Below are 23027 nucleotides of genomic sequence, written 5' to 3' on the forward strand. Positions count from 1 at the left end.
GATTTGTTTGTATTGTGAGCGCCTTTGTTATAGATGCGTCAGAGAGCCGGGGAAGCAAATTGTTTCCCCGGCTTTTTGCTTTCCAAATCCCGAGAAATGGTATTGGTTACTTGCAATAAAGCCGTTTATTGTTGGTTGCGCTGCTGTGGGGAGCAGCCTAGTTTTACTAGGCAAGTCTCTGTTGTGGGCAGACAAAAGGAACAGATATGTTATGGATGGGACGGCTTGGCTTCGGTGGTTCGATGGTGCTACTGATGTTGTTGGGCTCGGTTGCCGTTACGGCGCAGGTGCCGAGTACACCAGAGGGCGATCGCGACAAAATCGGCCTTGTACTCAGCGGGGGAGGGGCTAAGGGGGCTGCTCATATCGGTGTGCTTGCCGTTCTGGAAGAAAACCGGATCCCCGTCGATGTAATCACTGGTACCAGTATGGGAGCCTATGTCGGTGGTATGTATGCGATGGGACTGTCTGCCGAGGAAGTGAAAAACCGTACACTGGCGGCGGATTGGCAAAGTGGCTATGAGGACCGTGCCAGCCGCAACGATCTGAACCTTCGCCGAAAGAAACAGAGCGATGACTACCAGGTTTATGCTGATATCGGTGTCGATATTGACGGTGAGTTTCGCGACAAGCCCGGTGCTTTTCAGGGACAGGGAATGGCTGTGCTGCTTCGTTCTCTGACCGATAACCTGCCGGAAATGGCGAGTTTTGATGAATTGGCGATCCCATACCGGGCGATGGCGACCGATATTGCCCAGGTGAAGCCGGTGGCTATTGATAAAGGTCATCTGGCTACGGCCATGCAGGCATCAATGACGGTGCCGGGTGCGCTTAAGCCGGTACGATGGCAGCAGCACCTGCTTGTGGATGGGGGCGTTGTCAATAATATGCCGGTCGATACAGCCCTTCAGTTGGGGGCAGATGTGATCATTGCTGTTGATTTGCGTGACGTATTATACGGCGAGGGTGAACTGGACAGTGCCCTGAATATCATTGCTCAGTTGACGACATTTATGACCAACAGTAGTGCGGATCGGCAAAAATCATTGATGAAGCCGAAAGATATTTACCTTCAGCCGGAAGTGTCATTCATGCTGGCACCTGACTTTGACAAAATGGCGCAGGCCTATAATGCCGGGCGAAAGGCTGCACTTGATGCTTTGCCACAGCTGCGGCGCTATCAGTTATCACCGGAAGATTACCAGGCTTATCAGAAACTAAAATTTGACAGTCGTAGCCAGGTCGTTGCTAATTCGGCTTATTTTATCGATAGGATTGAGCTGGAGAACAATACATTGCGCTCTGATCAGGCATTGCTTGCCTTGCTGGATCTGAAGGTTGGCCGGGTGGTGCCGAACGAAGAGCTTGAATTGGCCGTCAACCGCCTTAATGCCCATGACATTTTTGCTCGGATTACTTATCGGATTAAACAGCTGGATCATGAGAACGTTCTGGCGTTGGAAGTTAACGAAAAATCCTGGGGGCCGGGTTATTTGAATTTTAAGTTTGCCTTTGAAGATGACTTTGCCAACCGATCTGATTTTTCATTCGGCGCCCAATATCTTTATACCAACCTGACAGACAAAGGTGGTGAGTGGCAGTTTGAATGGTTGCTAGGGAGTTGGAAAGAAGTCAGCACTGAATTTTACTTTCCCCTTGATTATCGCAAGCAGTTTTATACTTCGTTGGGACTGGGATGGAATCGTGAGATCCGGGAGTTTACCCTGAATGAACAGCAGAGTGAGGAGATTGGCCGCAGCGGGCCGTCGGTGATTGATACCGAATATAAAAATTATACGGGGTTTGCCGAGATCGGCTGGAACCTCAAGCCATGGACTGGGGTGGCAGTCGGTTATCGCGGACTGTCTGGCGAAGTGAATGAACTCAATGCAGGTGAGCGCCAGGAGTATTCCTCTCATGGACCATATGTGTCATTTGCTTATGATGATTTGGATAGTTATTACTTTCCGGCGGAAGGGGGATTGTTTGAGGCTGAACTCGGGCTGGGCTTTAACCGTAGCCGGCTTAATGGTGGTGAACAGCTCAAGGACAAGAACCTGTATTACGAGGCCAGGTTCTCAAAGCCATTAAGTTACCAGCGCCATACTATTTTGATGGCACTCAAAGGAGGCGGCTCTGATACTGATGAGCTGATCCCTATTTATGTCCAGGATTTGGGCGGATTGTTTAATTTGTCGGGCTTTCATCGCTATGAACTCAATGGGCGCTACCGGGCTTTTGGGGTGTTGCTCTACCGTTATCGCTTGCTTGATAATAATTTTGGTGCGTTTTCAGCACCTGTTTATGTCGGTGGTTCGCTTGAACGCGGTGGGGTATGGGATGAAAGCAGCGATATTCGCTGGCAGAGCACTATCGGTGCGGCCAGTGTTTATCTGGCTGTGGATTCGCCTTTAGGACCGCTGTACTTTGCCTATGGTCAGGCTGAAGCCGGCGAAAGCTCGTTTTATTTGTCGGTTGGTAGTGCTCTTAATTAACGTGCTAAAAATCCTGACATTTTACTGACAATTAAAATGACAAGACAGGCACAATAGAACACGGATATAACCTTTGTCCTTTCGTTGTGAGAGATGAAGTCCCCGGTATGGATGTCGGGATCTTTTTCTCACCACCCATCGAAAAGCAATATATGAGTTTTTTTGCGAGCCATCACCAGGCTCGCTTTTTTTTGCTTGTTTCTCGCTGCAATCATCTTTCGCGCTTTATCTCCGTTTTCCTATTAAGTGTTTTCTTGCGTTGGTATGTTGGTTTATCTGTGGTTATTACACCACCATTTCTTCACATCCATAAAGCGCGTTACTCATTCAATTATTGCTGTGCTATTGCGCTACCATCAACAGATATCAGTTAGTTACGACAGCACTATACTTAAACCAACGAAATATCCGGCGTGCTTGTTGGCCATTTTTATAGCGTGACGTTTTTTGCGCTTATTCAGATGAGGTTTTATTTTTTGGCAGGGACGATGAGAATCACTTTGATTGTTTGCGGGTTGCTGTTGGCTAGCCTAATAGCCGCGGTGTGGTTCAAAGAGCAGGAAAGCAATTCGCCTCGGGCCTATAAGCATGGTGGAGTGCCGAGTGTCGTGGTTGCGGTGGTCAGCAAACAAAATGTCCGGCGTGAAGTTGAGGCCCTGGGCACGGTGAAATCCCGTGAGTCGGTGGTACTGTCGGCTAAGGTGACTGAAAAAGTTGAGTTGCTGCATTTTAGTGATGGCCAGCAGGTCAAAGCCGGTGATCTGCTGGTGACCCTGAGATCGGGTGAGCAGCAGGCTAAGGTTCGTGCAGCAAAAGCTAATTTGAAAGAGCAGCAGCGGGAATATAAGCGAATTGAGGGACTGGTAAAACGCAATACGGTTGCCAGCTCTGAGCTTGATAAGCTCTATACCGATATCGAAATAGCCCGTGCGGTACTGGCGCAAAATAAAGCGGAGCTGGACGCCAGGTTTATTCTGGCTCCGTTTTCTGGCTTGTTGGGCTTTCGCCAGATCAGCCCCGGGGCATTGGTGACTCCGGGAACCGTGATCACGACGCTTGATGATCTGGCGCAGGTGAAACTCGATTTTACCATTCCCGAACAGTTTATCGGCGAGCTGCAATTGGGCTCAGTGATTGAAGGGCAGGTAGCCGCGTTTCCTGAGCGGCAGTTTGCGGGTGTGGTTAAGGGGATCGACAGCCGGGTTAACCCGTTGACCCGGGCTATCGTGGTTCGGGCGGAAATTGATAACCCACAGTTGCAGCTGCGTCCCGGTATGCTGATGACCTTGCGTCTTATCGTTGAGCAACGTGAGGGGCTGGTGGTTCCGGAGGAGGCCTTAGTGCCCCGTCAGCGTAATAATTTCTTGTTTGTAGTCAACCAAGACAATGTAGTGGAGCAGCGTCAGGTCAAGGTCGGTTTTCGCAGCCGCGGTGAAGCTGAAATATTGAGTGGAGTAGCGGAGGGCGAGCAGATCATTACCCGCGGGATCCAGCGGGTCAGGCCGGGCCAGATCGTCGAAACCCGTACCAGTGAGCGCTTTACCTATCGGGAGGCTGGCTGATGTTGTTAACGGATATGTCGGTTAAGCGGCCAGTGCTTGGTTCGGTGATCAGCTTGCTATTGATCACTTTCGGCCTGGTCGCCTACAGCAAGCTGCCATTGCGGGAATACCCCAATATCGATCCGCCGATAGTAACCGTTTCGACGACCTACCGGGGAGCTTCGGCGGCGATTGTTGAAACCAGTATTACCCAGCTGGTGGAAGACAGGATTGCCGGGCTGGAAGGGATCCGCAATATCAGCTCGCAAAGCCGTGATGGACGCTCGACAGTGACGCTGGAATTTGGCATTGGCCGCGATATTGATGCTGCGGCCAATGATGTCCGGGATCGGATTTCAGGGATTCTGAACAACCTGCCAGATGAGGCGGAACCGCCTGAAGTGCAGAAAGCGGCTGGCAGTTCGGAAGTGATCATGTGGCTGAATTTGGTCTCGGATCGGCTCGATACACTGGAGTTGACCGATTACGCTCGTCGTTATCTGGTGGATCGTTTTTCAGTGGTTGATGGTGTGGCCAATATCCGGATCGGTGGCGGAAAAGAATATGCGCTGAGGATTTGGATTGACCGGCAGAAGCTGGCGTCCCGTGGGCTGACGGTAGGCGATATTGAAGAGGCCCTGCGTGATGATAATGTTGAGTTGCCCGCGGGCTCGATAGAGTCTCAAAGCCGGCAGTTTTCGATCCGTACCCTGCGTAGTTTTGTTGCCCCGGCAGATTTTACCAAGCTGGTGGTCGGAACCGGTACGGACGGCTATCTGATCAGACTTGGTGATGTGGCTCGGGTTGATCTGGCTGCGGAGGAAGAGCGCATCACTTTTCGCGGTAATACCCAAGATATGATTGGCCTGGGTATCAACCGCCAGTCAACGGCTAACACATTGGAAGTCGCCAGGGCTGTTAATGCCTTGGTGGACCAGCTCAATCCGACTCTCCCTGAGGGGATGGAAATAAAGCGCTCTTATGATTCATCGGTTTTTATTCAGGCTTCTATCGATGAAGTTTATAAGACCTTGTTTATAGCTCTGGGCTTAGTAGTGCTGGTTATTTATCTCTTCCTCGGTAGTGTCCGTGCGATGCTGATCCCCGCTCTGACGTTACCGGTTTCTCTGATCGGCAGCTTCATTGTGCTCTATGCGCTGGGTTTTACCATTAACCTGCTGACTTTGCTGGCATTGATTTTGGCCATTGGTATTGTGGTGGATGATGCAATCGTGATGCTGGAGAATATTCACCGTCGTATTGAAATGGGCGAGCCGCCTCTTAAGGCAGCGTTTCTTGGTGCTCGGCAGGTGAGTTTTGCCATCGTTGCGACAACAGTGGTTCTGGTGGCGGTCTTTCTGCCGATTGGTTTCCTTGAAGGGGACTTGGGTAAGTTGTTCCGCGAGTTCTCGATTGCGATAAGTACGGCTGTCGTGCTGTCATCACTTGTGGCGCTGACCCTGAGCCCGATGATGGGCTCGAAAATTATGCGCCGGGTAGAAAATGAATCCTGGCTGGTCAATAAAGTCAGTGCGGTACTGAGCCGTGTGACGTCATTTTATCGGATGTTACTCGAAAGGGGGTTAAGACATCCTTTGCTGGTTGTGCTGATCATGGTGGTTGCCGTGAGCGGCAGCTCTTGGCTGGCAAGCCGGATCCCGTCGGAGTTTGCACCGCGGGAAGATCGCGGGGCGATGTTTATTATTATTAATGGTCCGCAGGGAGCCAGTTTTGAGTTCATGCAGCCTTATATGGATGAGATTGAGTATCGGCTGATGCCATTGGTCGAGGCCGGAGAAGTGAAGCGTTTGCTGGTTCGTGCTCCGCGGGGGTGGGGACGAATTGAAGATTTTTCCAATGGGTTTGCTATTGTGGTGCTGGAAGATTGGGCAAAGCGGCGCGATGCTTTTACGATTATAGGAAATATCCAGCGCAGGCTCTCTGATCTGGCCGGAGTGCGGGCATTTCCGGTAATGCGCCAGCCATTTGGTCGTGGCGTTGGTAAGCCGGTTCAGTTTGTGTTGGGTGGCGGTAGCTACGAGGAGTTGGCTCAGTGGCGAGATATATTGCTGGATGAAGCGGCATCCAACCAGAATCTGACCGGGTTGGACCATGATTATAAGGAAACCAAGCCACAGCTGCGCATTCAGATCGACCGTGACCGGGCTGGTGATTTCGGTGTGTCGTTGCGGGATATCGGCCAGACCTTGGAGTCGATGCTAGGCTCGCGGTTGGTAACGACATATAAGTGGCGTGGCGAAGAATACGATGTGGTGATTGAAGGCCAGCGAGAAAGACAGAATACCGCCGCTGATTTGAGTAACTTGTATGTTCGTTCGGAGCGGAGTGATGAGCTGATCCCGCTTTCAAGCTTGATCTCGGTGGAAGAGTTTGCCGATGCCCCTCAGCTTAACCGTTATAACCGGGTCAGGGCGATTACCATCGAAGCCAACCTGACTGGTAGCTATACATTGGGTGAAGCACTTGATTATCTGAACGGGCTGGTTCGGCAGTACCTGCCTGCTGATGCTGTGGTGAACTACAAAGGGGCATCGCAAGACTATCAGGATTCCAGTAGCTCGATTTTGTTCATTTTTGCCATGTCGCTGGTGGTGGTATTTCTGGTGTTGGCGGCTCAGTTTGAAAGTTATATCCATCCGTTGGTGATTATGCTGACGGTACCGTTGGCAATGTTTGGCGCTTTGCTCGGGTTGTATTTTACGGGTCAGAGTCTGAACATCTATTCGCAGATTGGCATCATTATGCTGATTGGCCTGGCGGCCAAGAACGGAATTCTGATCGTCGAATTTGCTAATCAATTGCGCGATGAAGGGATCGCTTTCGAACAAGCGATCCTTGATGCGGCTGCGGCTCGTTTGCGTCCAATCCTGATGACCGCCATCACGACGGCAGCCGGAGCTGTACCTTTGATAATGGCGACGGGGGCGGGGGCAGAAACTCGGTTAGTTATTGGTATCGCGGTGATGAGCGGTATTTTGGTTGCCACATTCTTTACTTTACTGGTGGTACCTGTGGTCTATCGTTTATTGGCCCGCCATACCCATAGTCCGGAATTTGTAGCGAGGAAGTTGGAAAAACAGCTCAATCATAGTGAGTGAAAACAGCAAGGGAGGCTGTTTAGCTTCACGAACAGGGCTTATATTGCGAGTTGGGTAACATTCTGATCTATTGCCTGTTTGTGTTGGTTGTACCTTGCGATAAGCTTCCAACTGCCACTATGTCTATAGACTGGGAAAATAGCTGTGAGCAGGCTGGACCTCTCATCGGCTATTGGGCACTCCGCCACTGGGCAGTAGAAATCAATTCATGGCTATAATTGGTTTCTCTGTTCGGTGGCTTTTAATTTTTGGGGAATAAGCTAAGAGTTGCACAAGCCGGGCCTAATCGTCCTCGTGATTATTATTGCCGCATCAACTTCAAAAATTCTGCTTCCGTAATATCACCCTTAAAATTCCCATGGCAGGACTCCGGACTGAGTGGGTTATCGCGATTATTCAGTTTGGTATAACCAGAAACATAAACAAGGCCGGACATATAGCCCGGCCTTGTCGGTACGTAATTTCGTTGGTATCAGTATTTCGATGTTTCCTTGCTGGCTTGCTTAGCGTGTTCAGCCTTGAGTTTATTGCATTCTGTTATCGGCATAGAGGTTGTTCCCAACATTTTGCCATCTTGCATACAGACAACGTGTGGCACAGTGACACTGCTGCCGCCACCAAAACTATTCGCAAGAGTAAAGCCTGAAAAAAACAAGCAAAGTAGAACCAGAACCTTTTTCATTTGTTACCTCCGACAGTGTTGGGAGTTATTGGTTAAGCTATCAACCAGCCAGATTTTTATCTGTTTGATAATAATCGTAGCAGTTATGTGCTTTGTTGGTGTGGTGCCATTGGGTTTGGTGTTTTGTAATTACGTTATCAGCAAACTTAAAAAATTGATTTATCAGTAAATTGATTTTTCATTACGCGATAAAAGCTTATATTCCTAGATTAACGGTTGAAGCTGAAATCAGGCTGAATAGAGAGGTGTGATGGAGGATTTACATTGTAAAGAGACGAATAACCTTTAGGGCATTCAATTTTCTTGTTGTGAAAAGTCTAGCCTTGAGCTGTCTATTGCCACCCATTGTTTTCGATTTATTTTAAGTGGATTAAATGGCTGACTGCATCTTTAAACTGTTCATTGAGAGCCAGTATCTCGACGTCGACTTTGTCTAACAATTGGCAGGCATAAGTTAATGCTGGTTACTGTGAACGGATACTGATGCGTTTTTTCAGTTCGGGCTGTGCCTCTAGCAGGGAATAAAAATCATCACTTTGAAGTACCAGTAGTTCGCAGTAGCTGGCTGCGTCTACGTTGGCATTGCGCGGAGCCCGGTTTAGCAGGGCTTGTTCGCCAAAAAAATCGCCGCACTCTAGTTGGATCGGGGCTGATGATTCTGTGATTACCTCGACAGAGCCGGTCGCAATAAAGTACATCGCATTACCCGTTTCTCCTTGGGTAATAATACGTTGGCCTGGTGCGACAATTAGAGGTTTGAGCTGCTTAGTAATTTGTTCAATCTGCTGGTTATCGAGCTGCTTAAATAGCGGGACTTTGGCCACTAGGGCTTCTGGTTCCAGTCGTCGGCTGGCAATTTCTGTGATTCGCTGCTGCAGATCAGGATCGGTGGTGGTGATACGCCGGAAATCATCGACGTTTAGAACCAGAATCTGGCAATAGCTGATGGCGGTGACATCGGCGCTGCGGGGCTCCTGGGTCAGCAATGCCAGTTCTCCGAAAAAGTCCCCGCTGCCAAGACAGACTGCCTGGTGTTCTGTCGATGCTTCGACGGCGCCGCAGGAGATAAAATACATAGCGTCGCCTTCTTCTCCTCGGGTAATAATCTTTTCATCTGGCACCACCAGTCGTGGAGTTAGCACGGAAGCGATTTCGCTAATGCGGTGCGATTCTAGTTCAGATAAAAACGGCACTTTAGCGACGAGCTTGTTCGGCTCCAGTCCGAGATCCAGTTTGGGTTGGCGATCCATAACACGGTTGCGTTTATCCAGTTCCCGTCCCAGATCGTTAAATACTTCCTGGCTGATAATATTCTCATCGAGCATTTGGTGGTAACTGGCTTCCTCTAGACGCAGGGCGACCCGGACAAGGTGTCGCTTTTGCAGAGTTTCAGCATATTCCGGATATTGCAGGCGAAGGGCATCCAGAGCCTGCCGGGTTGTTTGCAGGCGGATGGCAAGCAGTTTTTCTAGCTCATGAGCCAGGTTGTCGCCAAACAGAGGCGGGATTTTTTCCCGGGAGTAATCGACCAGTGAAGCGACAACCGTTTCGCTGACCGTCAGGACCTCAAAACGGTTGGCCAGCTGGATGGCGAGTGGACGATGAAACTTGAAGTGTTGTTGTATCAGCAAAGTGATCCTGAAAATCTGCCCGAATTTTAAAGCCGAGTTATAAGTTTCCTGATATCCGTTTATTTTGCCGATTTTCAGTCCGTCTTGCAGGTCATCGGCTTGGAACAAGAGTGAGCGGGTAATTTTGGCTGAGTCCAGCCCCTCTGCGAAGCGTTTAAGATAAAGGTGGCGTTCGTGGTTGGTGAGGGTACTGAGCCCCACACAGAGGGTGACGGTATCTGGCTGTTTTTCACAGCTCTTACTCATTGAATGTTCGACCCGGCTTAGCCGTTGTTCGTAGATATCCGCAACCCCGGTCGCGATGGTCGGATTGATTTTATCTTCATGTGCGGCATGCTTGAGTCCTTCCCGGATATGTTTTATCGACAGGGCCATTACCCGATTGCGGATCAAACGTTCGGTTGGCGGCAGCCGATCTAGCCCGAAAAAACGCATCATCGATCCCATGGTTGGCGCGTTGATAAACAGGGTAAAAAGCACAAATCCGGTGACCAGAGAGGCAACAAAGGCTTGTATTTCTGGCGCGATCCCCGGAGTTTCGAGGATCACCAGTGCCAATGCCAGAGAGACGGCACCGCGCAATCCCCCCCATAGCATGACAGTGCGAAATGCGATGCTGATTTGTTGCCCGAGTCCAAGCTTGTTGAGTAGTGGCAGTACCAGATAAAGCACTACGCTACGAGCTGTAAACGCGGCAATGGTCAGGGCGAGCAGTGACCAGAATTGGCCTGAGGTAAAATCGACCAGAACTTTGGGCACCAGCAAGCCGACTAAGAAAAAAATCAGTGAGTTGGCCCAGAAGACCAGCTCTTCCCAGGTTTCGGTCAGAGTATGCCAGGTATTAGCTGAGATCTGGGTTCGGCCGAATGAATTAACCACCAGCCCGGCCGTGACTACGGCCATGACTCCGGACACATGCAGGTAGTGTTCTGCCAGTAGGAAGCTGAGGTAGGCTAGGCAGATAGTCAGGGTTATTTCCACCAGCGGGAGATTACGTAGCTGTCCGATCAGTGAAATGACCAGCCATGAAGTGACAAGGCCTACCAGGATCCCCCCGAAGAAGACTTCGAAAAATTTTCCGGCGGCTGACAGCATGCTTGCTTCTGTCCCGCCGACCAAAATCGCGACCAGGATGGTAAAAAGCACGATAGCAGTGGCATCGTTAAACAGGCTTTCTCCCTCGACCAGGATTGTGAGCCGTTTGGGTGCGCCGAGGTTTTTGAAAATGGCTACGATGGCCACCGGATCTGTGGCGGAGACAATAGCACCAAGCAGCAGGCAGGCAATGAGGCTGATATCGGAGACACCCCAGACAACGATGCCGACCAACATGGTAGAGATCAAAAGTCCGATCACAGCCAGTAACAAAATGGGGCCGATATCAGTTAGTAGATGGCGGGCATTGATATTCAGCGCCGACTCAAAGATAAGTGCAGGTAGGAAGACAAAGAACACCACTTCCGAGGTAATATCGAGAGCCTCAAGTGCTGCCAGAAAATCACCGACGATACCGGGCGGGTGGATATCGCTGGCAGCCATCACTATGCCGCCCAGCAGACATCCGGCGACAGCGAGCAGGACGGTGTAGGGGAAGTTGATGCGGTTGGCTATTGGGAGCAGTAAGCTGGCAATGGTTAACAGGCCGACCAGTCCGAGTACCAGAAGAAATGTCTCATGCATGCCTTTGCCTCCGCGGATTGTAGTTAATTACCTGTGCTTATGGACTTATCCGATAATGCCGCTGCCGAGCTGCTTGTTTTTATCCGTGAGCCATGGTGGTTGTCTGAAGCGTTGTTCGGCATATTTGAGTGGCCAGATTATTTTTGCTTCACCGCCGAATAGCTGGACCATCGGATGGTAGAACCCCTTCATAAAGCGGCCTGTCATCACTTCATTGGCCGACAGGGCGTGTGGGCCCGGAGCGGTTGAGAAGCGGTAAAGGTTCCAGATCCCCTTGTGTGATATCTGATGTAGGGTCGCGGTCAGGGTATCGAAATCCAGCGTGCTTGCCGTATTGAGTGCCCGGATCGCCATCCGGGTATAGTCGTAATGAAGGCCTGCTGCTTGGATACTGGGCTCCTGGTTATATCTTGCCTGAAAGCGTCGAACCCACCATTGCTGCCACAGGGCGATAGGCATTGCTGAATCCATAGCAACTACGAAGTCGGAAGCATCTCCTGTCATCTTATGCCAGTTATGTAGCCAGCGGATCCCGTGCCCCAGCAGCAGCGCTGTGATACCTTGCTGCTGGAATTGCCTGACAAAGTTGCTGACAGCGACATCCCCGCTTGAGGTCATTGCCACCAGTGAGACTTTCCGTTGCTTGAATTTTTTGAGCATGGGTGTGAATTCGGTCTCGTCCAGATCGGTAACCTCATAGGGGTACGGGTCGAAGCCTACTTCTTTAAGGCTGGCGCTCAAGGCTTCGCCCCAGCCATGACCGTAGGCACTGTTTTCTACCAGGATGGCAGCCCGGTAGTTGGCGGGACGCCATAGCCCTTGCTCAATGAAGTAGCGAAGAGGTTGACCATACAAGCCTGCCAGCTTAGGCGGGGAAGGCCAGCCTTTGAACCAGCCCCGGTAACGTTCAGGGTTGAGGTTGATTTTGTTGGCAATGTACTGTGATGCCCCTAAGTGGCCAATATGGATCGTATTGAGGTTGGCTTCGGTGTCCATCAGAGCCAGCGCGACCGATGAATGCCAGCCTCCGATCATTAATTTGACGCCTTTGTGTGTGATGGCATGGCTGGCTGCTCTGATGGCGGCGGTGGGATTGGACTCGCTGTCGACCCAGACAATTTCGATATCACGCAGATTACCGTCGATGGCGATAGGGATCTCTCCTGTTTTTCGCGCATCTTCCAGTGCCATCAGTATGCCTTGTTTTATTGCATTACCGGTATGTTCTGCTGGTCCGGTAAACGGCCCGCAGGCACCGATCTTTAAAGGAGAGCCCAGCCCCTGAGCCCGAAGGATACCCGGGGCAAGCGCGGAGAGTGTACCTGAAATACCAAGTAGACCTGTGGTTCGGAGGATCTGCCTCCGGCTTATTGTTGGTTCAGGCTGCCGTTTGTTGTTGGTGTTATCAGTCATCCGCTTCCTCGGGAATATCGCCGCTGCTTATGATTGCTTGTATTTCCGGTTTGGATGGCGGTAATTAGCGCCATGTTTTCTATTTATTCAGGTTAGTTCAAAGCTGGTAACTTTAGGGTGGGGTTTCAGGTGGTAATTCAGAAAGGCACGCAGTCAGGGCGTCTATACTGTGACTGAAAAGAATATTTTTTTGTTTTTCAGGGGGATTTCATGGGGCTTTTGCAAAAAAGTCTTAAGGCTCGGATGACGGCCTATTTTTTGTTGGTTTCTGTACTGGTAGTCGTGGCGCTGGCGGCGGTGACATATTTTCTTGCGGCAGAAACACAAAAAGAGATGGCGATCGCGCAATTTGAGGTCACTGCAGATCACAAAGAGTTTGAGATCAACCGTTATATTGCTGAGCAGATTTCAATCGTAGCTAAAATGGCAGAGCTCGATGAACTGCGAAGAGCTGCTGATACTTTGTTGTCTGAACAGATCGGTACTCACCAATACGAATCAGATTACTTTAAATTAGCCGAGGCGTTGTTTCTTTCTACTTATCTTGATTTCGGCCTGGAAACAGCCTCGGAGCTGACAGAAATATTCATGTTGACAAAAGTTGGCGGGCGGGTTTTTTTTTCGACTATGCCGGATGATGAGGGTGACTATCGCCTTAGCGATCAGTATTTCATTCAGGGGCTCAGGCAGACGTTTTTACAGAAAGTCTATCCCAACCCTGATACCGCAGCTCCGACATTAACGGTTTCCACGCCATTGTTGAGTTCGGAAGGCAAGCTATTGGGGGTATTGGCGGCCCACATTCGCTTGTCGGTGCTGGCTGAGATAGTTAACAGAAAAACCGGGCTGGGTGACAGTGGCGAAGCCTACCTTATTGATGCCCATAACCGTTTTATTTCCGCTGATCGGCTTGGTGAAGATCCATTTCCTCGCGGTGTACATAGTTCCGGGATCGATGCTGCGCTGAAAGGTGAAAGAGGCGCTGGTCTTTACGATAACTACGCGGGTGTACCGGTAATTGGCAGCTACCGTTGGTTACCGGACTTAGGGCTGGCGTTGATCTCCGAAGTGAAAGCATCCGTTGCACTGGCTCCGGCCAATCAGTTGGGATCGATGCTGCTGATGGTTGGTTTTATGGCGGTCGGTGTGCTGAGTATCGGGATTTACCTGATTACCCTCAGGATCACCCGACCGATTCTGGCGGTAACGGATACTACGATGAAGATCACCGCCGGTGATCTTAGCCAGCAAGCGCCAGTGTTGGCTGATGATGAAACCGGGCTGCTGGCAGAGCACTTCAATCATATGATTATAAGGCTGAAAAATACCTTGGATGATTTGGCCGAAGAGCAGGAAAGATCGGAACATTTACTTTTGAATGTGTTGCCGGCTCCGATTGCCGAACGCCTTAAAGACGGTGAAGAAACCATTGCTGACAGCTTTTCTGAAGTCACTATCTTGTTTGCGGATCTCGTTAATTTTACGCCGATGTCCGCTCGGCTTTCTGCTCCTGAAGTGGTGGGCTTGCTCAATGAGATATTTTGCGAGTTCGACCATCTGAGCGAGCGGCGCGGGTTAGAAAAGATCAAGACTATTGGAGATGCTTATATGGTTGGTGCCGGGATCCCGATCCCACGGGACGATCATGCCGAAGTTATTGCTGAGATGGCATTGGACATGCTGGATGTCATTGCTTGCTTCAACCTTAAACATAACAAAAGTCTTAGCTTGCGAATTGGCATCAATAGCGGGCCGGTGGTTGCCGGGGTCATTGGCCGTAAAAAGTTTATTTATGACATCTGGGGGGATGCCGTTAATACAGCCTCCCGTATGGAGTCGCAGGGACTTAAAGGGGGCATTCAGATCACTGAAGCGACTTATCAGCACTTGAAAGACCGCTATGAATTTACAGACCGCGGGATGATCATCATTAAAGGTAAAGGGAAAATGCACACCTATATTCTAAAAGGGCGTAAGGAAGAAGCGATCAAATAAGAGGGATACGTATTATGAAGTTATTAACGGTCTTGCTCATTATTGGAGGCTTTTTCCTGACAGCTTGCTCCGAACAATCTGAGCGGGGGCGAGAGCTAAGGATAGGCTTAATTGCGCCGGTTACCGGGCAGATACCTGAAGTCGGGCTGTCAACAATCGAAGCGGCCAAATTGGCGGTTCAGGAAGTCAATGATCGCGGTGGGCTGATTATTGACAATGAGCGCTATCGGGTTGTGTTGCTGATTGAAGATAACCGGGATAATCCTGAGTATACCATCAGTGCGGCATTGGAGCTGATTAACCAGCAAAATGTCAGCGCTATCATCGGCCCGCAGGCAAGCCGTAATGCAATCCCGGCAGCAAAATATGTTGAATATGCTCAAATACCGATGATCAGTCCCTGGTCGACTAACCCTGAAACAACTAGCCACAAAAAATGGGTCTACCGAGTTGCTTATGTTGATACCTTTCAGGGTGAACTGATGGCGAAGTTTGCATTTGACACCCTGGGGCTTCGGAAAGCGGCAGTGCTGTATGATATCTCCAGTGATTACAACCGAAACCTGGCAGAAGTCTTCAGCTCTGCTTTCAAGTCACTCGGTGGTGGGGTGGTGGCATTTGAACTATATACCCGTGATGCGCCGGATGTGACTGAACAGCTGCGTCGTATAAAGGCGGCGCAACCGGAGGTACTGTTTCTGCCTAATTATTACAATGAGGTACCAGAGCAGGCGCGCCAGGCAAGAAAGCTTGGTATTACAGCTCGTCTGCTTGGCAGCGATACCTGGACGCAAATCTCGGCAGATGATCGGAGTGCTGTCGAGGGGGCCTTTTTCAGTACCCACTATGCGCTGGACCGGGCTGATGGAGAGGCGTTGAATTTTAGGGCGTATTACCGACAGGCATATAATCGGGAGCCGAATGATGTTGCGGCGCTGACCTATGATGCATTTGGACTTTTGTTCGCAGCGGCTAAACGGCATGGCGGCGTTGAACCGCAAGGGATCCGAGATGCACTAAATGAGCTTGAGCCCTATGATGGCATAACCGGGAAAATAGAGTTTCGGGACTCGGGGGATCCGGTTAAAAGTGCAGTACTGATTGAAGTTAAAAGTGGTGAATTTATCTTTAGTAAATGGGTCGAGCCGGAGTGAAGCTCTGACACCTAGGGGGCAATAAAGATATCCCCCATAGCGCAGATTTTAGAGCCGGTTGATGTCGTTGTGATTTATGCCGCCAGCCGGCTGTAGGCCTCTTCTTTAATTGAGTGAATAGCGGCGGTGATGTCGTCGGTAGAATGTTTGCCGACATGGCGTAGGTGGTCACCCCATTGTTTCAAATCGTCGGTATCAATTTTTCGGATATGGTTATCCTTGGCCCATTCTCGGCCGATCAGATCACCCAACTCATCCAGGAGTTGTTCGATTTCATCCCGTTGGTTGCCAACTTTGCTGTAAAGCTCACGTTTGATGCTGTCCCATCCTTTAACAAAAAAACTGCCTTTGTAAAAAGCACGCAGCCACTTTTGGTATTCCTGCTCGCTTTGGGTCTGAATATTTTGCATCTGCTCACTCTTATATCGCTAATCATTGTCACACGACTTTACGGTTAAATAATATACAGTTCATTGTGGCGCAGGATCAACCGGGATGCGAATATGGTGGGGTTAGAGCTCCAACTTTTGGTAAAAAATGTGCTACACGTCGTCTGATGCTTGTTCATCCAGACAGCATTCATCTTGCAAAAAGCCAATCACTGCCTGAAGTTTTTCATATTCCGCGATACAGAAAAGTGTCCGTCCTTCGTGACGTTGGGAAATTAAGCCGGCAGAAGCCAGACTGGATATGTGGTGTGACAGGGTTGAGCCGCGTATGCCCAGTTCTTTCAATGCTTTAGCAATGGCTTCGATATCCATAATCATGACTTGTGAGAAAATTATATTTCGATAATCGCCGGAAATATAATCAAAAATCACTCATATACTCTGATGTATCGGCTCTTCATCAGCGAGTTCAGCAATACTTCTGATTCGATGAATTTAAATGACTGCGGTTTGGTAAGTTCACCAAAAAGTGGCGATCCCCCGCCGAGCAGGATAGGGAATGTGGTGATGATCATCTCATCAATTAAATCTTCAGCCAGAAAGCTCTGGATAGTTTTGCCGCCGTCAATGTAGAGGTTGTGGTAGCCCTGCTGATTTAACTGATTGACGACTTGTTTTACCGGGCCACTGACGAGAAAGGCTTTGTCCTGATAGGAAGCGGGAATGCTCTCTAAGCTATTACTCAATACAAAAACCGGCTTGTTATAGGGCCAGTCGCAGTCAAAGCTGCAGATGATTTCAAAGGTGTTTCGTCCCATGACGAGGGCATCAATTCGTTGCATGAAATCGGCAAAGCCAAAGTCTAGGTTTTCAGGGTTAGGCACGCTGTAGAGCCAGTCCAGCTCACCTTGTTTGTCGGCAATATAGCCATCAAGGCTGGTAGCGATATAAACAATGTTTGACATGTTTTGTCTCCCGAATGTCGGCGAAGAAAATCTGGCCGTTGATTGGTATTTTCTGATTTTAATATTCGGACAAGGATGGGACAACAGGTTTGATCGTCGCGGCTTCACAAGCAGATATGACTCGAAGTTTTGATGGAAATATCGATTAATTTCATATGGATATGATTTCTGGCCTGTTATTGCGGTCTCGCGGGTGTTACATCTATGCCCGATTTTTCACCGTAATGAAAACAATGGAATGAATCATGAAATTACATCCTCTTTTTCTATGCGTTGCGCTGGCAAGTACAGGTGCAGCGGCATTTGATTTGAATGAGCCTGAGAAAAATGACACTAGTAACCTGGTCTGGACGGGACATCTGAGCCCGGATACGGATACCGTAACCTCTGCATTGATTGCTGCCTATATCTATGGTGGTACGCCGGTAGTGCCGGAAGCCATTAACCCTGAAAGTCAGTTTGTTCTGGAATACTGTAAGGCAACAACGCCGATGCAAATGGCTGATTTCAGCCAGAAGATGGTCGGGCTGGTTGACTTTAACCAGAAGACTCAGCTGCAGGAAAGCATTAAGGAAAGCAGTATTGTGGCGATTGTCGATCACCATGCCATTGGTGGTAATCCGGTGAATATGAAGCAGGTTACAACAATTGATATTCGTCCATGGGGCTCTGCTGCGACTATTCTTGCGGATCGTGCGGAGCAGATGGATATTGAGCTGCCTGAGCATATTGCCTGTACAACGCTGGGTGGCATTTTGTCTGACACTCTGGTTCTTCAGTCGCCGATCACCACTGAATATGATCGACATTACGCAGAAGAGCTGGCTAGTGAAGCAGGCATTGATGATATTGAAGCTTTTGGTCAGAAAATGCTGGAGGCAAAATCAGATCTCAGCCATGTTAGTGCGGCAGATATCCTGACGATGGATTATAAGAACTTTAAGTTTGCCGGTAAGAAAGTCGGGATTGGGGTTGCTGAAACACTGACAGCCCAGCAGTTGCTGGATCGGCGGGATGAATTTGTGGCAGCGATGAAGGCATATAAGCAGCGTCAGGGCCTTGATCATTTGTTCTTCTCGGTAACGGATACTAAGAATAAACGTGCGAACTTGTTGTGGATCGACAGTGCAGACGGCAAGGTGGCCGAGATAGCCTTTAAGGCTAAGCCGTCAAATGGCTGGTTGGTACTTGATGGCGTAACTTCCCGTAAACGCCAGATTGGTCCGGCAATTCAAAAGGCAGTAGAAAGCTTGAATTAACCACTGTCTGAATTAACGGAAAGACATAGGTTAATAAGTGATAAGGGAATGCGGCGTAATACCGCATTCCTTTTTGTCTTTTTACACGTTATTCAGCTGATTATTGATCACTATCGTAGGCCTGGTGGGCTAGCTCCAGTGCGTTAATATCAGAGTTGCAAATGAGCTTTTTCAGCGCATTGAATTTTGCTTCAGGCCAATCGTAAATTTTCAGTGCCAGCAGTCGATCAATCGTCTTTGGTGAAAAGCGAGGCTTGATCGGTTTAGCCGGTGCGCCACCGACAACTGTGTAAGGTGGTATATCTTTAGTGACGACACTGTTGGCCGCAACAATCGCGCCTTCACCGACACGAACGCCGGGCATAATCATCGCCCGCATTCCAATCCAGCAGCCGTCATCTAGGAAGGTATCGCCTTTGGACTGGTAGCTTTCTTCAATCATGTCCATGAAAGGATATAACGAGAACCAGTCACTACGGTGAGTATGATTCCCTCCCATCAGAATCACAGCTTCGGCACCGATACAGACATAGTCGCCGATATGCAGTTTATCGACTTCCCAGCGAGGTTCCCACTGGTTGCTGATCTCATCGCCGTGCAGATAGCGAACAACCGATTTTTCAAACCCGTTATCGTAGGCATCACTGTAGTAGCTGTGTGTACCTTTCAGGAAAATGTTTTTGTTTTTTACGGTTTCATGGAGCATTTCCATTTTGGACCAGTGTTTCATTTTGCTCTTACCTTTAAACCTGAAGGAGAAGGATCTGGATAGTAGCGCAAGGCCGGCATTTGAAATGTGGGTGTTGAGCCGGATATTAAAATTACGCCGCCGGAATCTTTCTCTATTCAAGAGACAGATGAAATACCGCAAAGTCAGGTTGTCAGATTTGCGGCAGTGAATTTGTTTTTACCTATTGGTATTTATTCACTGCCTCAGCTAAGCAACTTGTGGCTGCTTGAGATAGGCGATTTTGACAACAGTCGTGCATTCTGTTGCGCTGTTTTTGAGTACTGGCATATACACTCCTGTTGAAGAATTGAATGAAAGTCGGCTCATAATATATTTCTACAATGAGATGTCAATGAGTGATAGCCCGTGATGTTCTCGGGCTATGGAGATTGTTGACGTTAGCTGTAAAAATGCAGGCTTTCAGCCAGTAAACCGACAAACCCCTGACGATCGACATCAAACAGAACTGTGGTATTTGCCGGCTTTCCAGAAAGTTGGTAGCGGTCGACAACTGTCATGCCTTGGGTATATTCGCCTTTGGTTTCGATGCCTACCCAGCAGTCCTGTCCGGTGAAGAGTTCAGGTTTCAACAGCCAGGCAATGGTACAAGGATCGTGAAGCGGTGCGCCTGCCAGTTCCCATTTCGGGTCTCGGTGGTAGAGCATGAAGAAATCAAGCAGGCCGGCTACCACATCGGAAACCGGATTACCGATAGCACGAATATGTTCAATATCTTCATCCATAATTTGGGCTCGATGGGTGACGTCCAGCCCGCACATGGTGATAGGAATGCCAGAGCGGAAAACGGTATCAGCCGCTTCAGGATCGACATAGATATTAAATTCGGCTGTCGGAGTCCAGTTACCTGTTTCTGCACCGCCCCCCATCAGAACAATGCGTTCTATTTTGTCGGATAATTCACGATGAGTCGCAAGTAACAAAGCAATATTAGTCAGCGGCCCGGTTGGTACCAGAGTGACAGGTTCATTACTTTCACACAGGATACGCGCCATTAGCTCAACGGCATTTTCTTCAACAGGAGTAAATGCCGGATCTGGCAGCGATGGGCCGTCCAGGCCACTCTCGCCGTGGACATTGTCGGCAATGATCAGTTCCCGTGCCAGAGGTTTTAAGGCACCACCGGCAACCGGGATGTCACTGCGGCCAAGCAGGGTAAGGATCCGAAGGGCATTGTTCAGGGTTTTCTCTGGTGTTTGGTTACCGGCACTGGTTGTGACCGCCTTGATATCAAGGGACGGAGAGGCACAGGCAAGGATCAGGGCGATGGCATCATCATGGCCAGGATCACAATCGATGATAATTGGGCGAGTCATGAGGGTACTCCTTTGTTTTTGAAAGGAAATGTACCCACTTTTACAAGGTATTAATGTGAATGAAATCGAAAAGGGAGTTGCGCCCCCGTTTTGAATTCATAAATATATCAAAAAGGTGAAGATGTTATTGTTGAGCCGAATGCTTTTTAGTTGATACCGAAGGACTGTGCAAAAAGAGTTGGCAGTATGCAGTTAGTGAGCAGGGATTAGAGCTGACAGATAAATATTATCAACGGTTCATTGGAGTGCAGGATGTTGAGTGTGAACGTCTCTTGATTCAGGAATTTGGAAATTAGTTAGATATGGCCCGGTTCAGATTGGAACGGGACGCAAGCTTAGAAGCTGAAAGGGAAAAGGACATAGCGTTTAAAGCCGGGTTTACGGAGCTGTTTGCCGAGCTAAAAGGCAAAGCGCTTAAGTGCGCTTTGGTTACATCTTCGGCTTTACCACAGGTGCAGAACCATTTTGCTGATACAGATTATTTGTCACAGTTTGATTCAGTTAATACCGTAGAGAAAGTAAAAAATGGTAAACCGGCTCCGGATTGTTATCGCATGGCCAGTGAGCAAATTGAGATAGCCCCAGCAGAGTGCCTGGTATTAGAAGATTCCAAGAACGGTATGCGGGCTGGGTTGGGTACCGACTGTCATGCCGTAATGATTCCGGATTTGCTTGGGCCTGATTCTGATGTTGTTGAACGGGCAACAGCCGTGGTCGGTAGTCTGGTTGAAATAAAGCGATTTCTATAAGTCCGATTTTGAGAGAACTAGTGGGCTAAAGTGGGGATAAATTAACGGCTTTCGGCTGGCTTCCTGAAAGCGGTTACAATAATTATATGGCTATTATGCTGTAGGTTAGTGGATACGTTGCGATAAAAGGAGTGGTAACCAAGTGGATATGGTTTTCGATTACATCATTATCGGCGGCGGGATAGTCGGTGTGTCGACTGCGTGGCAATTGCAGCAACGCCATCCGGACAAAAAGGTATTGCTACTGGAGAAGGAAGCTGGTTTATCCCGCCACCAAACCGGCCACAACAGTGGGGTGATCCATGCTGGGGTATATTACGAACCGGGAAGTCTGAAAGCCGAATTTTGCAAGGCCGGCGTTGAAGCAACTATTCGGTTTTGTGCTAGATACAAAATTCCGGTTGAGAACTGCGGCAAGTTGCTTGTGGCGACAAATGCCGTTGAGTTGGAACGGATGCAGGCGCTTTATCAGCGTTGCGGCCAGAATGACATCGAGATTGAGCTGTTTGATCAGGCGGCACTCAAGAAGGAAGAACCCAATATAACCGGCTTGGGTGCGATTTTGGTAAAGGCAACCAGTATTGTCGACTACCGCCGGGTGACCGAGAAAATGGCGGAGGAGTTTGTTGAACTGGGTGGCAAGATGATGCTCAGTACTATGGTAGAAGCTTTGGATGAAAATGATGACGCAATCACGGTAAGTTGTAAGCAACAAGGGCGGACATTGTCGTTATCTTGCCGTTTCCTGATTGCCTGCACGGGATTGATGGCTGACAGGGTGACCCGGATGTTGGGCATTGATACTAATTTTCAAATCATTCCTTACCGTGGCGAGTATTATCGCTTGCCGGAAAAGTACAACCGTATTGTCAATCACCTAATCTATCCGATCCCGGATCCTGATTTGCCGTTTCTTGGTGTTCATTTAACCCGGATGATAGACGGCTCGGTTACCGTTGGCCCGAATGCGGTTCAAGGATGGAAACGTGAAGGTTATGGAAGGCTCAATATGAGTTTGACAGACATCCGGGAGATGCTTGCCTTCAGCGGTTTCTGGAAGTTAGTCCGAAAGCACTTGAAGACTGGATTGGTCGAAATGAAAAACTCCTGGTGGAAGCTGGGATATCTCAAGTTAGTTAATAAATACTGTCCGCAAATTACAGTCAGTGATTTGCTGCCCTATCCGGTTGGAATTCGGGCTCAGGCGGTATTAAAAGATGGCACCTTGGTTCATGACTTTCTGTTTGCTGAAAGCCCGCGTAGCTTGCATGTTTGTAATGCCCCTTCTCCAGCCGCGACCTCCGCGATCCCTATTGGTGAGTATATTTGTAATAAGGTTGAAGAAAAGCAGCGGTTTGATCAAACCAAAGAAGATATAGCAGTGTTGTGAAGATGAATTGCTGTCGTACTGGAGCGCCGGGCAAGCCTGAGTCATAATGGCCAACTTAACAGTAGGATGTGTATTTAGAGGGAACAAAATGAATAAGCTTGTTTGTGCGGTACTTTTAGCTGTCAGTTTTGCCGCTCACTCTGCTAGCTGGAGCTGGTCCTCTTCTGGTAACAGTTGTGCAGTCTCTTCTAATGGTTCAACTACTTCATTTTCTAAGACTGAAAATGGTCAGAGTTCTGCTATCTGTGGGTTTACCGGTTCGGAAGGTTCAATCAGCCTCGGTAATGACAAGGTTGAATTGAGTGACGGTGTTCTGAAATGGAATGATAAAGCTTTGCCGGAAAATTATGACAGTGTTGAAGTACAGCTACGTAATTCCGGTGATACAGTCACTCTGTGGATTGACGGTAAAGAAGTTGCGCTTTAAGCCAAGCACGATTTCGATTTACAGTGTTAATTGTTTATTGAAGCCAGTTCTCAATAAAAAATTATCAGGAGAAA

17 protein-coding genes are annotated in these 23027 nt (G+C 49.0%); 9 read left to right on the plus strand and 8 right to left on the minus strand.

The features are described from left to right. Positions 1-206: 206 nt before the first annotated feature. From Q0852_RS09440 to Q0852_RS09450, 3 genes are all read left to right on the plus strand, one after another. Positions 207-2495 (plus strand): patatin-like phospholipase family protein, encoded by a 2289-nt coding sequence (locus Q0852_RS09440; protein ID WP_367278126.1) that lies wholly within the window; start codon positions 207-209, stop codon positions 2493-2495. 488 nt (positions 2496-2983) lie between these two features. After that, complete coding sequence (locus Q0852_RS09445; RefSeq protein WP_299017554.1) at positions 2984-4057, plus strand: efflux RND transporter periplasmic adaptor subunit; 1074 nt, start codon at positions 2984-2986, stop codon at positions 4055-4057. Continuing rightward, positions 4057-7155, plus strand: coding sequence for an efflux RND transporter permease subunit (locus Q0852_RS09450; RefSeq protein WP_299017558.1), 3099 nt, complete (start codon positions 4057-4059; stop codon positions 7153-7155). Before Q0852_RS09445 ends, Q0852_RS09450 begins: the two co-directional genes overlap by 1 nt. Positions 7156-7627: 472 nt before the next feature. On the opposite strand, the gene Q0852_RS09455 is transcribed toward Q0852_RS09450, so the two are convergent. The 3 genes from Q0852_RS09455 to Q0852_RS09465 all read right to left on the minus strand — a co-directional run bounded on the left by Q0852_RS09455 (position 7628) and on the right by Q0852_RS09465 (position 12561). Next, positions 7628-7837, minus strand: coding sequence for a hypothetical protein (locus tag Q0852_RS09455; RefSeq protein WP_299017561.1), 210 nt, complete (start codon positions 7835-7837; stop codon positions 7628-7630). Positions 7838-8301: 464 nt separating this feature from the next. After that, on the minus strand, positions 8302-11148 hold the full coding sequence (locus tag Q0852_RS09460; RefSeq protein ID WP_299017564.1) for a cation:proton antiporter: 2847 nt from the start codon (positions 11146-11148) through the stop codon (positions 8302-8304). Positions 11149-11193: 45 nt separating this feature from the next. Next, positions 11194-12561, minus strand: coding sequence for an ABC transporter substrate-binding protein (locus Q0852_RS09465; RefSeq protein WP_299017566.1), 1368 nt, complete (start codon positions 12559-12561; stop codon positions 11194-11196). Between the two features lie 210 nt (positions 12562-12771). Between Q0852_RS09465 and Q0852_RS09470 the strand changes: the two genes are divergently transcribed. Together Q0852_RS09470 and Q0852_RS09475 are read left to right on the plus strand one after the other, a co-directional pair. Then, the gene (locus tag Q0852_RS09470; RefSeq protein ID WP_299017569.1) at positions 12772-14556 is read left to right on the plus strand and encodes an adenylate/guanylate cyclase domain-containing protein; all 1785 of its coding nucleotides are present in this window, start codon (positions 12772-12774) and stop codon (positions 14554-14556) included. Between the two features lie 14 nt (positions 14557-14570). Continuing rightward, the gene (locus Q0852_RS09475; protein WP_299017573.1) at positions 14571-15710 is read left to right on the plus strand and encodes an ABC transporter substrate-binding protein; all 1140 of its coding nucleotides are present in this window, start codon (positions 14571-14573) and stop codon (positions 15708-15710) included. A gap of 74 nt (positions 15711-15784) precedes the next feature. On the opposite strand, the gene Q0852_RS09480 is transcribed toward Q0852_RS09475, so the two are convergent. The 3 genes from Q0852_RS09480 to Q0852_RS09490 all read right to left on the minus strand — a co-directional run bounded on the left by Q0852_RS09480 (position 15785) and on the right by Q0852_RS09490 (position 17064). Then, positions 15785-16120 carry a hypothetical protein gene (locus tag Q0852_RS09480; RefSeq protein ID WP_299017576.1) on the minus strand — a complete coding sequence of 112 codons (336 nt, stop codon included), beginning with the start codon at positions 16118-16120 and terminating at the stop codon, positions 15785-15787. Positions 16121-16252: 132 nt separating this feature from the next. After that, positions 16253-16471 carry a helix-turn-helix transcriptional regulator gene (locus tag Q0852_RS09485; protein ID WP_299017579.1) on the minus strand — a complete coding sequence of 73 codons (219 nt, stop codon included), beginning with the start codon at positions 16469-16471 and terminating at the stop codon, positions 16253-16255. A gap of 56 nt (positions 16472-16527) precedes the next feature. After that, positions 16528-17064, minus strand: coding sequence for a dihydrofolate reductase family protein (locus tag Q0852_RS09490; RefSeq protein WP_299017582.1), 537 nt, complete (start codon positions 17062-17064; stop codon positions 16528-16530). 245 nt (positions 17065-17309) lie between these two features. Between Q0852_RS09490 and Q0852_RS09495 the strand changes: the two genes are divergently transcribed. After that, entirely contained in the window at positions 17310-18323 is a 1014-nt protein-coding gene (locus Q0852_RS09495; protein ID WP_299017585.1) for a manganese-dependent inorganic pyrophosphatase, read from the plus strand. A 100-nt stretch (positions 18324-18423) separates the two neighbouring features. On the opposite strand, the gene Q0852_RS09500 is transcribed toward Q0852_RS09495, so the two are convergent. Together Q0852_RS09500 and rihA are read right to left on the minus strand one after the other, a co-directional pair. Continuing rightward, positions 18424-19053, minus strand: coding sequence for a CatB-related O-acetyltransferase (locus tag Q0852_RS09500; protein ID WP_299017586.1), 630 nt, complete (start codon positions 19051-19053; stop codon positions 18424-18426). Between the two features lie 398 nt (positions 19054-19451). After that, positions 19452-20387 (minus strand): pyrimidine-specific ribonucleoside hydrolase RihA, encoded by a 936-nt coding sequence (rihA, locus tag Q0852_RS09505; protein WP_299017588.1) that lies wholly within the window; start codon positions 20385-20387, stop codon positions 19452-19454. A gap of 302 nt (positions 20388-20689) precedes the next feature. On the opposite strand from rihA, the gene Q0852_RS09510 reads away from it, so the two are divergent. The 3 genes from Q0852_RS09510 (at position 20690) to Q0852_RS09520 (ending at position 22953) form a co-directional block, all read left to right on the plus strand. Then, a complete protein-coding gene (locus tag Q0852_RS09510) occupies positions 20690-21136 on the plus strand; it encodes an HAD family phosphatase (protein ID WP_299017590.1) in 447 nt (148 codons plus the stop codon). Positions 21137-21278: 142 nt separating this feature from the next. After that, on the plus strand, positions 21279-22526 hold the full coding sequence (gene lhgO / locus Q0852_RS09515) for an L-2-hydroxyglutarate oxidase (RefSeq protein ID WP_299017592.1): 1248 nt from the start codon (positions 21279-21281) through the stop codon (positions 22524-22526). 88 nt (positions 22527-22614) lie between these two features. Next, positions 22615-22953: a hypothetical protein gene (locus tag Q0852_RS09520; RefSeq protein ID WP_299017594.1), complete on the plus strand. Its 339-nt coding sequence runs from the start codon at positions 22615-22617 to the stop codon at positions 22951-22953. The last annotated feature ends 74 nt before the right edge of the window (positions 22954-23027 follow it).

It is taken from the genome of uncultured Photobacterium sp. (assembly GCF_947502415.1).
Lineage (GTDB): Bacteria > Pseudomonadota > Gammaproteobacteria > Enterobacterales > Vibrionaceae > Photobacterium.